Source organism: Oscillatoria sp. FACHB-1406 (assembly GCF_014698145.1).
Classification (GTDB): Bacteria; Cyanobacteriota; Cyanobacteriia; order Cyanobacteriales; family Spirulinaceae; genus FACHB-1406.
The window spans coordinates 429,803-443,372 of the sequence record NZ_JACJSM010000001.1 but is presented as its reverse complement, the minus strand read 5'-3'; the positions used below and the strand labels follow the sequence as shown (position 1 = coordinate 443,372).

The following is a 13,570-nucleotide window of genomic DNA, read 5'->3' as shown; positions in this document are numbered from 1 at the left end:
AATGGGGAATTAGAATTCCAAAAGCGCGTTCTGCTGTAGTTTACTCTCTTTATTGACGGCTGCCTACTACCCGATGCTTTCTCGCAACTCAGATTTAGATAATTTACCGCAGGCTAAATAGGTTAAATTTACCTTGAAGAAAGTTTAAACGGCGGATGCGATCGCGTTGTTGAAGATTTTCCTCGGTCAGGGCTAGCATTTAATACTGCACGACGACTCCCCACCCCAGATGACTGATAACCGATCACTGAAATGACCGATCCCACCACTCAGGCCGTCATCAATCAAACCGTGGCATTAATTCGCTATTATGGCTTTGAAACGGGATCTTTGACGGCGCTGGAATTAGTGAGCGGTTGGTTAGAGGTTTTTCCACCGATTTGGGTGCGTTTAGCAACGATTGAAGCACTCTATCAAGGACGCTATAAAGACATTTCTGTCGAACAAATTTTGGCGTTTTGGGTGCGACGCGGACAGCCCACCTATCACTTTAATCACGAATTTGAAAGCTTAGTTTGTCGTAAAATTCCATTGTTTCCGACACGAGATGAGGAATGGGATAAATTAAATGAGGTTTTAGCAGCAGCGACAATTGCTCCCTCAACTCATTCCGAAGCCGAAGTAACTCCGGCTGAGTTTCTAGAAGATTTTCTGAACGTGGAACCGCCCTCGCCTTCGGTTTCTCAAGAAGCTCAAGCGACGGAATCTTTGCCTAAGAAACCGCACTATCGCCCGATTCACAAATTCACACCGTCGCAAGAAAGTTCGGATTTTTACGATAAACTCAAGCGCACAACGATGGAGGATTAATAATGGATAATGGACAATTGATAATGGATAACGAAAGAACTTTAACGCTCTAATACAACATTGATGTGGATGGCTTCGGCTTGAAAATTTCCTTCATTATCGAGCGTCCAACTGAAAAGATTTTCGGCTTTGCCTGCGAGGACGGAAATGATAGGGTAGGAGTATTGGGGCCATGCGATCGCGCGATCGAATTGCGAGGGGATGGCGGGAGCGTCGGGATGAGAATGGTAAATGCCGATAATATTAAGGTGGCGATCGCGCGCTTGTTTTTGCACTTGCAGTAAAATTTGGGGTGCAATGGCAAAACTTCGCTCTTTCCCCGTCGCGCGCGCGGATAACCCTAGCGCTTCGCCAAACGCTGCTGCTGCGTCCCCGTCCCAGCTATTTTCCGTTGGAACCACCTCTCGCACCGTTTTAATCTCGCCAGAAATCGTACCGAGCAACAAACCGCAGCACTCTTCCGGGTAAGTAGCTTCGGCGCGATCGCACAGGAGTTGCAGTTGTTGTACTGTAGCAATAAGTACCATAGACTCGGAGAGTGGAAGAGTATGAATTGCGATCGAAGAAGCTAAAGTATAGATTAAAAAGAAATCATTGCTAGATTCTGGTGTTGGGAGAGTCCCGCCTTTCTCAAGGATTCCGCTCCGAGTGCTTCATTAAAATTGCTTTTTGAGAACCCTACTATCCGCTATGCCAACGCTCGTTATCGTTGAATCTCCCACTAAAGCTCGTACAATTCGTAACTACCTTCCTTCGAGCTATCGCGTCGAAGCCTCGATGGGTCACGTGCGCGACTTACCCTCCTCAGCCGACGAAATTCCCGCTCAGCATAAAGGAAAAGAGTGGTCTCAGTTGGGGGTAAACGTCAGCGAAAATTTTGAGCCGATTTACGTCGTCCCGAAAAAAAAGAAACAGGTTGTCAAAGAACTCAAAGAAGCCCTCAAAGTCGCAGACGAGCTAATTCTCGCCACAGACGAAGATCGCGAAGGAGAAAGCATTAGTTGGCATCTGGCGCAGGTTCTCAATCCAAAAATTCCCACCAAGCGGATGGTATTTCACGAGATCACGCGCGAAGCGATTCAGCAGGCTCTTAAGGATTGTCGCACGATTGATGAAAACCTCGTGCGCGCCCAAGAAACGCGCCGCATCCTCGATCGCCTCGTCGGTTACACCCTCTCGCCTTTACTGTGGAAAAAGATTTCCTACGGACTCTCCGCCGGACGAGTTCAATCCGTCGCCGTGCGCTTGTTAGTGCAGCGGGAACGAGAACGGCGCTTGTTTAAATCGGGGGGATATTGGGATTTAAAGGCTACCTTAGAGCAGGATAAAAATCCCTTTGAGGCGAAATTAGTGGCTTTAGCGGGGCAAAAACTGGCAACCGGGAGCGATTTCGATCCTAACACTGGGAAGATTATTAAAGGGCGTAAAGTCGTGTTGCTGAACGAGCAGGACGCGATCGCGCTCAAAGACCGCATCGCCGATAAAACCTGGACGGTGACGAATACCGAAGAACGCCCCACCGTTCGCAAGCCCGCACCGCCCTTCACCACCTCCACCCTGCAACAAGAAGCCAACCGCAAACTCGGTCTTTCTGCCAAAGATACAATGCGTGTCGCCCAAAAACTCTACGAAGAGGGCTACATTACCTATATGCGAACCGACTCGGTGCATCTGTCCGCTCAAGCGATCGCGGCAGCCCGAGCTTGCGTTGAAGAAAAATACGGCAAAGAGTACCTCTCCCCTAAACCCAAACAATACACCACCAAAAGCAAAGGCGCGCAAGAAGCCCACGAAGCCATCCGTCCGGCGGGCGAACGCTTCCGCATCCCCCAAGAAACCGGACTGGGCGGCCGCGAATTCTCCCTCTACTCCCTCATTTGGAAACGTACCGTTGCCTGCCAAATGGCAGACGCGCGCCTAACCCAATTCACCGTCAACATTGATGTTGAAGATGCCAGTTTCCGCGCCACCGGCAAACGCATCGACTTTCCCGGATTCTTCCGCGCCTACGTCGAAGGCAGCGACGACCCCGAAGCCGCCCTCGAAGATAAAGATGCCATCTTGCCGCCCCTCAAAGTCGGCGATACGCCCGAATGCGTCGATCTTGAAGCCCTAAAGCACGAAACCCAGCCGCCCGCGCGCTATAGCGAAGCATCCCTGGTGAAAACGCTGGAAAATGAAGGCATCGGTCGCCCCAGTACCTACGCCAGCATCATCGCCACGATTATCGATCGCGGTTACGCCCAGATGCGGAATAAAACCCTGATTCCTACTTTCACCGCCTTTGCCGTCACTTCCCTACTCGAAGAACATTTCCCCGATCTCGTCGATACTCGGTTCACCTCGAAAATGGAACAAACCCTTGATGACATCGCGACGGGAGAAGTAAAATGGCTGCCCTATTTAGAGAAATTCTACTCCGGGGAACAGGGCCTAGAAACGCAAATTAAAGTCCGAGAAACGCAAATCGAACCGAGTGCGGCTAAAGCGATCGCGCTCGAAAACCTCCCCGGTAAAGTTAAGATCGGTAAATTCGGCCCTTACATCGAAGTCCAAAAAGGCGAAGAAACCCTCACCGCTTCCATTCCCCCCGACTTAACCCCCGCCGACCTCAACCCCGAACAAGTAGACATACTCCTGCGCCAAAAAATCGACGGCCCCGACAAACTCGGACTCCACCCCGAAACCGGCGAACCCATCTTCGTTTTAATCGGCAACTATGGCCCTTACGTCCAACTCGGCGAGAAAACCGACGATAACCCCAAACCCAAACGCGCTTCCCTCCCTAAAGGCGTGAAACCGGAGGATGCAACCTTAGAAATGGCAGTCGGTTTGCTCGCTTTGCCGCGCCTATTGGGGCAGCATCCCGCCACCGGCGCAAAAGTCCAAGCCAGCCTCGGACGCTTTGGCCCCTACGTCGTCCACGACCAAGGCAAAGAAGGAAAGGATTACCGCTCGATTAAAGCCCCCGACGACCCCTTGACAATTACCCTGGAACGTGCATTAGAGTTGCTTGCCCAACCGAAAGTCGGTCGCGGCGGTCGCAGCAAAACTCAAACTCCGCTGCGAGAATTGGGAGCGCATCCGGCGGACAGCGAACCTGTGAATATTTACCAAGGGCCTTACGGTATTTATATTAAGCACGGTAAAGTTAACGTCGGCATTCCCGAAGGCGAAACGGTTGAAAGTATTAGCTTAGAAAAAGCAGTAGAACTGCTGTCGGCAAAAGCTGCAACGAAGAAATCAACGACGAAAAAGAAGACAACTACAACGAAGAAATCAACGACGAGAAAGAAGGCGACAACTGCCGAGGAGTCAACAACGAAAAAGAAGACAACTACAACGAAAAAAACGACTTCTAAGAGTAAGAAGTCGAGTGTTAGTGATGGTTGAGAACCACCAGTCATTTCATATCAGTTTCTGCTAAGCTCCTAGGTAGGGTGCGTTAGGCGCTTTGTAGACTTTGGAGGGGAGGAACAGATTTTTCGGCGCGCACCTAACGCACTGCGGGTCAAATTTTTCTCCCCCTCTCCCCCGCTCACAATACTTCCAGTTATTTTGGATATATAATGTCTATTAGGCTCTCTACGGGATATTTTGGAGATGTCTACTCTAGATAGGAGAAAGTTAGCAATGAAAACTCTACAAACACTGACCTTCTTGGCAGTATCACTTGGATTGTCAGCAACTGGAGCACAAGCAGCATCATTGGTTGCTACCTATGGTTTCAATGACACACTTGCTGCCAATGAAGCATCAGCGCCTGCCTTAATCTCCATCGATCCGCTAGGTCTAAATGGCTTTGAAACCGCATCGGTTAATGGGAAGAGCCAACGAGTGTTCAGATGGTCGGGAGATGGAAGTAGTCCAACTTTGAATGCCGGATTGTCACTTGACACGACTGGACTCATAGATTACAGCAATTACTCGGTCGAAATGACCTTTGAGTTTAAGTCTCGGGCTGCCTATGGCGGTGGCTGGCGTCGAGTCATGGACACTCAGAATCGTCAATCTGACAACGGCTTCTATGTATCTCCTAATAACGCTTTGCAAGTCTACCCTGTTGTGACGGGTTCTACTACCTTTACAACGCCGGGATTTCACAATGTTGTATTGACAAATTTTGTAGTGGATGGAGTTCGGGAAGTCAAAGCTTATTTAGACGGAAACTTGGAGCTTGTCTCAAATACAGACCAATTGAACCTGAATAACCCTAACAACCCCGGGCATTTATTGCATTTTTTTGTTGACAATCTTCGCGGTCCGGCGCAATTAGAATTTGCAGACGGTCGCATCGCATCCTTGCGACTGTATAATGGTATTATTAAACCTTCTGACCCCTCTTCTGTATCTGTCCCCGAAACAGGATGGGCTTCATCGCTGATAGTTTTCGGTCTTGGTTCGCTCGCATTGTTGCGTCGAAAAGTGGGTTAAGCTTTGTATTACCGCAACCATCTTTAAGCATTTTTTAATGAGGGAAAAAGCGCTCGCCAAAGTCAAGATTTAGAAGGTATTTCAGCGATCGCGCCCCCCCGATTCTAAGACAGTTGCGGTAGTAGGCTAGGCAAAGGCAGCGAATATTACAGTAAGAGTTGAATTTGATGTTTGATTGCTAATAAGCACTCATGCAAAATAAATTACCTATTCTCTATCGCTGAAATCCTTGATTTACAAAGGTTCTGATGCAGGGCGATGTGTAAATAATTTTGCTTGGATACTTATCGATTCCTGCTTCAGACATCGTTTCAATAGAGTGAGGATTGACTTAACTTGCTTCTAAACCCGAACTAATATAGCGCTACGAAACTCATTATGACATATTATATTAATCTAATACCAATTCTCAAATGATCCGAGTTATCTGGAATTGCAATTATCGCAATGACCGCATTTCAACCCCGTTGCTTCGCGAACAAGTCCAAAGGCTTCCAAGAGAAATTGCCAGCGACATTTGCGGGTTATTAAATAGTCTTGCATTTGTGTTTGAGCTTTTTGTTGTTGCTTGCTCAATTCGTTTAAGTTTTGCGCCGAACTGCTTTTAATTTGGCGATAATGGAACGGATCCGACCAGATAACTCGACCGGCGCTGTGGAGTAAAGAAAGGGCAATATCGCCGCCGCGAATCTGTCGGGAAATTGCGGCAATTTCTCCGGAGGGGGGTAACTTTTTAGCTACTTCTCGCGCTTGTTGGTATTGTTGTTGGGCGCGATCGCTAAAAAATTGGTTGCGCTGTTTATCTTCTGGGTTTAAAAATCCACTCGGTTCGCTCATTAAGGTTAACGCATCGGCGGGTTTTCCATCCCGCCCGCCGCGCCCGACTTCTTGAATGTATTCTGAGAGCAAACAGGGCGCTTGGAAATGAACGATCCAGCGCACGTCGGGTTTATTAATTCCCATGCCAAAGGCGCAAGTACAGACGACAAATTGCGTTTTTCCGCTCAACCAATCTCCTTCAATTTTACGCCGTTCTTCTCCACTCAATCCGGCGTGATAGGCAGCGGTTTGATAGCTTAACGTTTGAAACCAGGCAGCTAATTCTTCGCTATCTTTGCGCGATCGCACATACACCAAACCGGCTTGTTTGCCTTTGTTTTTAATAAACTTTAACATCTCCTGTCGTCGCCCCCTCGGAGTCCAAATCACTTGTACTTTCAGGTTGAGATTGCGGCGATAGGGACTGAGGAGAAAGGGCTGGGGGTTGTGGAGTTGGAGGGTGTTGCGAATAATAGTTTGGGCGCGAGGATCGGCGGTAGCGGTGAAGGCTGCGATCGCGATTTTTTCGCCCTCGGGTTTCCCTTTTAATAACGCCGGACGCACTGCCCCTAAACGTCGATAAGCCGGTCGAAAGGTATCGCCCCATTGTACCAAACAGTGGGCTTCATCAAGGATTAAAGCGTTAATTTTAACTTGCGGTTGCGAGAGTCTTTCCCAAACGGGAGGACTTAATAACGTTTCCGGAGAAAGGTAGAGTAAGCGAAGGGTTTGTTTCGCGATCGCGTCTAAGGTTTGACGGCGTTGTAATTTGGGAACTTCGCTATGCAGTAGTGCCGCCGGAAGGTTGCGATCGCGCAATTCTTGCACCTGATTTTCCATCAACGCCACCAACGGCGAAACCACCAACGTTAACCCCGTTTTCAGCAGCGCGGGTAACTGAAAGCAAATCGATTTTCCGCCCCCCGTCGGCAGCACGATTAACGCATCTTTTCCCGCTAAAATTGCGCGAACAATTTCACCTTGGGGCGGACGAAAATCAGCATAACCCCAAATCTTCTGGAATGTGGCTTTGACTCGTTCCCATTCTTCGGATGATGTAGATGGCTGCACTTTAGGTTAGAAAAAGAGTTCCTTTATTGTACCGATATCGCGCTGCATTGAAGCGTGAATGTAATACCAATTCTCATTGATTTTGCACGATTCCCGAAGAGGGCATAACAATGTTCATTAGCGTCAACTTAAGGTGAAACACTTAGCCCGCCAAGAACTCAAGTTCTACAGCGATTAGCTGAAACCCGTTGAAACGGGTTGGATACATCTGAATTTCCCAGTCCTATAAATGAGGACTTGAGTTATTAGCCTTGGGTTTGAACCCAAGGCGGTCTGTGCGAGCGTTTAAGCTTAAGTTGACAACAATGAATAATGTGGCTGCCCCTACGACGAAAAATTTAGTGCATCGTAACTGAGAATTGGTATAAGTTTAGAAACGCATAAAAGTATTAGCTGGTGGGCGCTGCCCACCCTACTAGACCGGCAAGCTTAATGCCAATACAGCATTTTGTCCGCCAAACCCAAAACTCAAACAAAGAAGATTTTTGAGGCAAGTTTTCCGCGATTCTCGAACCAAGTTTAAGTTAAATTCAGATGTTTTTAAGCCCACACATGGGGGTAAGATTTGTTCCGTTAAAGCCAGCAAACAAAAAGCCATTCCGATCGCGCCGGATGCGCCTAATGTATGTCCCGTCGCTCCTTTAGTCGAACTGACGGCAACGGGATGAGAAAATAAAGCTTGAATTAACTCGGCTTCGTTGCGATCGTTTAACAGCGTGCTGGTTCCGTGGGCGTGAATGTAGTCGATTTCTGCGGGTTGCAAACCGCTGCGTTCCAAACACTGTTTAATCGCGATCGCGGCACTGCGACTTTGCATTTCTGGCGCGCTAACGTGATACCCATCGGCGGTTAAACCCACCCCTAAAACTTGCCCGTAAATCTTAGCGTTACGCGCGATCGCCGCCTCCGCAGATTCCAATAAAAACAGGGCTGCACCCTCCCCCAAAACCAGCCCCTCGCGGTGCTTATCGAAGGGATAGCAGCCCGTTCGAGCCATTGCACCCATTTTTTGAAATCCAGCGAGCGTAAGGGGGCTTATGGGCGCTTCTGCGGCTCCGGCGAGGACGCGATCGCACTCTCCCATTTGGATAAGTTCAAAAGCGCGCGCGATCGCCCAAATTCCGCTCGCACAAGCCGCCATCGGCGCAAACACAGGCCCCCTCGAACCGACAATCCCAGCCGCCGCGATCGCGCCGCAATGGGGCAGCAACTCCAGCCAATTTTCCCTCGCTTTCTCCTCCCCACGCCGCCATTCTTCCCATTGCGCCTGAAAACTGCGACTCGAAGCAACGACAACGCCACAATCGGGTAAAGGCGACTGCAACCCCGCATCTGCCAACGCCGCGATCGCGCAATCCTCCACCAACGACAAAAAAGTCGCCGGTTTCGCCCCGATAAGTCCCAAAGGATAGGGCGGCAGTTCCGGAAACGGTTGATGAAACTGAATTCCCGACTCTGCGGCTAATAAACGCCGCCAGCTTTCCCGCAGCGAACCCAAACAAGAATTTAAGCCGATTCCCGTCACGACAACCGGCTTGGGAGAGAAGGGGACTGGGGGACTGGGGGACTGGGAGAGGGGGAGATGGAGGAATGGAGGAGACACAATAGGGGGTGCAACTGATTAGCTGAAAAGGGATTTGCTAACGTTAATTCAACGTAATTTTTGATTTTGAATTTTAACTGACCGAAAATATGGGATACAGAGCTACGCCCTTCTAGGGCGGATGCCTGATGGTAGGATAAAGACATCCGCCACACAGTCAGAGACTCGCGCCAAGAGCGGAGGAACCTGTCTCGCAATGGGCGTAATTTCCTGGGAAAGTTTTGGCTCCAAGGGAGCAGGAAGAATTTTCTCATACAGCGGTGGGGCGCATCGCCGTGAATTTTGGTGAGGGTAAAGTCATTAGACTCCCTACGATCCAAGAATCCTCGCATCTTTAGGGCGAGGAGCCGTCAAAACAAAAGGGAGAAGCGATCTCCTTCGTCGTTTCTCCCTTTCAAAATTTCAAGACTTAGCTTGAGAATTATTTACGGTTTCTTCAAATTTTCCAGACCGGAAACCACTTTCGCCGACTCAATCTTATCGCCTTGCTTGATGCTATCGACCGCATCCATTCCTTCTTTCACGTAACCAAAAACAGCGTAATTGCCATCTAAGAAAGAGAGATCGGAAAGGGCGAAATAAAACTGAGAAGAAGCAGAATCGGGCATTTGCGATCGCGCCATCGCTACCGCACCGCGCGTATGCCTTAAAGCGGGCGGTTTGTTAATACCGGCTTGCGGTAAAGTTTTACTATAAACCGGCGTATCGGCTCCTTCGGGGGTAATTTCTAAGGGAATATAGCGGGAACGCTTTGTCGTCGGATCGACAAATCCGCCCATTCCCGTACCTTGGGGATCGCCCCCTTGAGCGACAAAGGGCGGTTGACCCGGATCTTTGACGACGCGGTGAAATTTTAACCCATTGTAGAAACCGCTATTGACCAACTCGACAAAATTTCCCGCCGTAATCGGTGCGTTCTTTCCGTCTAACTCAATCGTAACGGGCTTGCCGTTAATCGTCATTTCTACCGTCGCCGTGCCTTCAAGTTTGGCTAATTCGCTCATATTTTGATTGCTCGCTTGAGCCGTAATGGAATATTGTTCTGTGGGCTGATTTGAATCTGCCTGCATCGTTGCGCATCCAACTAAGAGCGAGACACTCGCAGCGATCGCAACAATCGGCGTTAATTTTAACCAAGATGGCATCTTAAACGTCATCTGAATTTTTGCTTTTGAATGTTAAAGTTCTAGAGACCTTCCAAGGGGACGTTCAAAAATCGAGCCAGTTCCGCCCCTTGATTTTCCAGTTCCGACAGCGAAATCGGAGTGCCAACACGAGTCAGCGGAATATCGCGCCGCTTCTTCACGCGCAAATAAAGATTGCGCTTGGGGTTTAATCCGTCCCGAATTTCTGCGCGCACCGATTGCACCTCTTCGAGCTTAGAAACGAACTCAATCCGACGATTTTTACCGGGGTATCCCGATCGAAAAATTGTGAGTTTGCCCGTTTTTTTATCAAACTCGTTATAACCGCCGCCCACATCCCAGACAATAAGCAGCACTTGGTACAGTGCAACCAAGGAACCCGCAACCCCATAAAACAGTAGCGCCACCCCTTGAGGGATAAAAACTAACTGCGAAGGATCGCTGACCACCAACAAGTTAGTCTGGAGGTAGCTTGACAGTCCGGCTAAGAGAAAGCCGACTCCTCCAATTGCGGAGATGACTGCCCAAAAATAATTACTCAATCGACGAGAACCCAGGACTTCTTGCCGAAGTACCAGTCCGTCTTTTGTTTCAGTCTGTGCTGACATTACTACTTTGCGTTTCGATTTGAGAATTGCGATCTCTCTATACTCTAACTCTTTGGCTCGAAATTCAATGCTCGAACCCGTGGATAAGCTCGGACTTTGCGCCAGAACCGATAAACCCCTCTCCGGAAGCCTCATAATAGATTCGGACTTGCTGCATCGCGCCGCCCTCACATCGAACTGAGAGGCGATCGCTTTTTCTGCGCGCCGTACTAAGCTCTTGGGTAGGGTGCGTTATCCCCATTCTCATTGATTTTGCACTATTCCGCCCCTACCGATTAAAATTTAGCGATCGGGATTGGGAATTGGTAAGTCCCTACACAGAATTATTTACAATCAGGTTCTTTGTCCTCTAATGGTTTCATGGTAGTTCGTATGTAATTAATTTTGTTTGAATGGCACTGACTTAAGGCTGGTGGGCGCTGCCCACCCTACGAAATATCAATAACGACGTTGTATACAACGTCTCTACGGCGATTTTTCAACTCTTATTTCAGTGCCATTCAATTTTGTTTAATTACTTATCATCTTCATTATTCATCATTCATTATTCATTATTTTATGCTCTCTCAAGTTTACCAAAAACTAGCCCCTTTTCTTCAAGAATATCTTTACGATCGCGGTTGGACGGAACTGCGTCCCGTTCAAGTTGAAGCTTGTCGCGTCATCTTTGAAACTAATGCCCATCTTTTGATCGCGTCGGGGACAGCATCGGGAAAAACCGAAGCCGCATTTCTCCCCATTTTAAGCATTTTAGATCGCGAACCTTCCAGTACGGTGGGCGTTCTCTATATCAGTCCTATTAAAGCCTTAATTAACGATCAATTCGAGCGTCTCAGCGAATTACTCAAACAATCGCATACCGAAGTTTGGGCGTGGCATGGGGATATTTCTCAAAGTCGCAAGCGGCGCTTTCTCAAACAACCGCAAGGGATTCTGCAAATTACTCCGGAATCATTAGAAAGTTTGTTAATCAACAAAACTGAAGAACTACCGCGTTTATTTGGCGATTTACGTTTTATTGTTATTGACGAACTTCACGTTTTTATGGGTTCGCAGCGAGGAGGTCAAATTCTCTGTCAATTATCGCGCCTCGCCCCCTTAATTCAAAAACCAGCACGCCGCATCGGATTATCGGCAACGTTAGGGGATTATACGTTAGCGAAACAATGGTTGGAAGCGGGGACAAATTTACCCGCATTGCGTTATGTCGATGAAGATTCGCTTGCGCCAGAGACGGCAGATACAAAGCGTCCGGTTCGGCTCGCGATCGCGCATTTCCCAAAAACAGAAGCCGAAGACTTTACCGCTCCTTATTATCAATATCTTTTCGAGAGCAGTAAAAACCAGAAATGCCTGATTTTTACCAACAACCGTAATGAAACCGAAACGATTACGGCTAACTTGCGGCAAATCGCTAAAACTCAGAACTTTCCCGATATTTATCACGTCCATCACGGCAGCATTTCGTCACTGCTACGCGAAGATGCCGAAACAGCAATGCGCGAACCCGGTGCGGCAGTTATTGCTGCTACTTTAACCCTCGAACTCGGAATTGATATCGGGCAACTCGAACGAGTTATTCAGATTAATGCTCCGCTATCTGTGGCGAGTTTTCTTCAGCGTTTGGGCAGAACGGGACGGCGCGGAACCCCGGCAGATATGCGGTTTATTTGTCGCGAACCAGAATTAACGGGGGATGAATCGCTCCCGGAAAGTATTCCTTGGGATTTGTTACAATCGATCGCGGTCATTCAACTTTATGTTGAAGAACGTTGGATAGAACCCGTATCTCTTCCCAGTTATCCCTTTAGCTTGTTATTTCATCAAACGCTGAGTATTTTAGCAACAAAAGGAGAACTATCCGAATCAAAATTAATGGGAGAAATATTGAGTTTTCCCATTCTTACTAAAATTACTCCAAAAATGTTCAAAGAACTTTTACAATACTGGCTGAATAATGACCAGTTAGAAAAAACAGAGAGAGGCAGGTATATTCTTGGGGTAAAAGGAGAAAAAATCGTGCGTCACTTTAGTTTTTATGCAGTTTTTGCCGATACGGTTGAATATACGGTGCGGGGAGAAGTGGGCGCGATCGGCACGATTCCAATTATGCCCATGTTGGGTCAACAGTTTGCTCTCGCCGGTCGCACTTGGGAAGTTTTAGATATTGACGAACAGCGCCGCAGCTTGTTTGTAAAACCCGTTGAAGGAATTGCCAATCCTGCTTGGTATGGACGAGGGGGAAGTCGTGGTGAAGTCCATAAAAAAGTCTTGCAAAAAATGCGGCAAGTGTTGTGTTCTGAGGTTCAATATCCTTATTTGTTAGAGTCGGCGAAAGAGCGATTAACGAAAGCACGTCAAACCGCTAAGTTAGCAGGATTAGAACGAGAAAATTTAGTTGAGATCGACGAGCGAACTTACTGCATTTTTCCTTGGCTGGGAACGAAGGGTTGCAATACTCTGGAACGTTTAATTCAGTTGTTTGTGCGTGAAGTGGTGGATATCCAACGCTTACAAATTGTTTCGCCCTATTATTTTTGGGTTCGCTTGGGGAATAAAACTTCAATTGACGACTTTCAACAGCAAATGATATATTTTTGCGAACAAGACTTGACAAATGAAGAACTGGTTGCTGCAAAAGAAGCACCGAGATTGCAGAAATACGATGCCTTTATTCCCCATTATTTATTGCGAAAAGCTTTTGCTGCTGACAATTTAGACCTGGAAGAAGTTAAACAATTTTGCCGAGACTGGAGCGCAAGGTAGAACTAACAATGAGCCAATTATTTGGGCATTAAGCGAGTTTTATCGTTTGCTCATTTTAAGAATTCATCCGAGCTAGGGAAATCAAATAAATTCTTAAGATGCAGACATCTGGCTCGCTATTTGCTTAAATAGAAGGGAGCGAACTAGAATCGACCTTTCTAGGACGCGATCGCAGAGTTTGAGATTTTGGGGAGTAGCGAGAGAGGGGAACGTCTTCAGAAAGAACAAGCAACCGTTTAAACGAATTTCTAAATCAACTTTGGCTACAATAAAGATTGTCCGCTGTCAGTCCGAGATGGAGAAATTCGATCGTT

The 13,570-nt window shown here is 47.8% G+C and carries 10 protein-coding genes; 4 read left to right on the top strand and 6 right to left on the bottom strand.

All coding sequences use genetic code 11. The annotated features are described in order from the left end of the window. Positions 1–252 precede the first annotated feature (252 nt). Positions 253–810 carry a hypothetical protein gene (locus H6G50_RS01920; RefSeq protein WP_190712708.1) on the top strand — a complete coding sequence of 186 codons (558 nt, stop codon included), beginning with the start codon at positions 253–255 and terminating at the stop codon, positions 808–810. A 41-nt stretch (positions 811–851) separates the two neighbouring features. Here H6G50_RS01920 and H6G50_RS01915 read toward each other — a convergent pair whose 3' ends face one another. After that, a complete protein-coding gene (locus H6G50_RS01915; protein ID WP_190712706.1) occupies positions 852–1,337 on the bottom strand; it encodes a M67 family metallopeptidase in 486 nt (161 codons plus the stop codon). A gap of 163 nt (positions 1,338–1,500) precedes the next feature. Between H6G50_RS01915 and topA the strand changes: the two genes are divergently transcribed. Together topA and H6G50_RS01905 are read left to right on the top strand one after the other, a co-directional pair. Continuing rightward, positions 1,501–4,203: a type I DNA topoisomerase gene (topA, locus tag H6G50_RS01910; RefSeq protein WP_190712704.1), complete on the top strand. Its 2,703-nt coding sequence runs from the start codon at positions 1,501–1,503 to the stop codon at positions 4,201–4,203. Positions 4,204–4,443: 240 nt separating this feature from the next. Further along, complete coding sequence (locus tag H6G50_RS01905; RefSeq protein ID WP_190712702.1) at positions 4,444–5,244, top strand: PEP-CTERM sorting domain-containing protein; 801 nt, start codon at positions 4,444–4,446, stop codon at positions 5,242–5,244. A 423-nt stretch (positions 5,245–5,667) separates the two neighbouring features. Here the strand turns inward: H6G50_RS01905 and H6G50_RS01900 are convergent, their stop codons facing one another. From H6G50_RS01900 to H6G50_RS01880, 5 genes are all read right to left on the bottom strand, one after another. Further along, the gene (locus H6G50_RS01900; RefSeq protein WP_190712700.1) at positions 5,668–7,134 is read right to left on the bottom strand and encodes a RecQ family ATP-dependent DNA helicase; all 1,467 of its coding nucleotides are present in this window, start codon (positions 7,132–7,134) and stop codon (positions 5,668–5,670) included. Positions 7,135–7,549: 415 nt separating this feature from the next. Beyond that, positions 7,550–8,659, bottom strand: a complete 1,110-nt coding sequence (locus H6G50_RS01895) for a beta-ketoacyl-ACP synthase (RefSeq protein ID WP_347239857.1) — start codon at positions 8,657–8,659, stop codon at positions 7,550–7,552. A gap of 503 nt (positions 8,660–9,162) precedes the next feature. Then, positions 9,163–9,807 carry a peptidylprolyl isomerase gene (locus H6G50_RS01890; RefSeq protein ID WP_199302671.1) on the bottom strand — a complete coding sequence of 215 codons (645 nt, stop codon included), beginning with the start codon at positions 9,805–9,807 and terminating at the stop codon, positions 9,163–9,165. A gap of 116 nt (positions 9,808–9,923) precedes the next feature. Continuing rightward, the gene (locus H6G50_RS01885; protein WP_190712693.1) at positions 9,924–10,490 is read right to left on the bottom strand and encodes a photosystem I assembly protein Ycf4; all 567 of its coding nucleotides are present in this window, start codon (positions 10,488–10,490) and stop codon (positions 9,924–9,926) included. A 64-nt stretch (positions 10,491–10,554) separates the two neighbouring features. Further along, positions 10,555–10,731: a hypothetical protein gene (locus H6G50_RS01880; RefSeq protein WP_206756557.1), complete on the bottom strand. Its 177-nt coding sequence runs from the start codon at positions 10,729–10,731 to the stop codon at positions 10,555–10,557. 317 nt (positions 10,732–11,048) lie between these two features. On the opposite strand from H6G50_RS01880, the gene H6G50_RS01875 reads away from it, so the two are divergent. Further along, positions 11,049–13,256 carry a DEAD/DEAH box helicase gene (locus H6G50_RS01875; protein ID WP_190712689.1) on the top strand — a complete coding sequence of 736 codons (2,208 nt, stop codon included), beginning with the start codon at positions 11,049–11,051 and terminating at the stop codon, positions 13,254–13,256. The last annotated feature ends 314 nt before the right edge of the window (positions 13,257–13,570 follow it).

Coding starts and splice junctions, on each gene's coding strand:
- H6G50_RS01920 (WP_190712708.1), top strand. CDS start 253: ATGACCGATCCCACCACTCAGGCCGTCATCAATCAAACCGTGGCATTA.
- H6G50_RS01915 (WP_190712706.1), bottom strand. CDS start 1,337: ATGGTACTTATTGCTACAGTACAACAACTGCAACTCCTGTGCGATCGC.
- topA (WP_190712704.1), top strand. CDS start 1,501: ATGCCAACGCTCGTTATCGTTGAATCTCCCACTAAAGCTCGTACAATT.
- H6G50_RS01905 (WP_190712702.1), top strand. CDS start 4,444: ATGAAAACTCTACAAACACTGACCTTCTTGGCAGTATCACTTGGATTG.
- H6G50_RS01890 (WP_199302671.1), bottom strand. CDS start 9,807: ATGCAGGCAGATTCAAATCAGCCCACAGAACAATATTCCATTACGGCT.
- H6G50_RS01885 (WP_190712693.1), bottom strand. CDS start 10,490: ATGTCAGCACAGACTGAAACAAAAGACGGACTGGTACTTCGGCAAGAA.
- H6G50_RS01880 (WP_206756557.1), bottom strand. CDS start 10,731: ATGGGGATAACGCACCCTACCCAAGAGCTTAGTACGGCGCGCAGAAAA.
- H6G50_RS01875 (WP_190712689.1), top strand. CDS start 11,049: ATGCTCTCTCAAGTTTACCAAAAACTAGCCCCTTTTCTTCAAGAATAT.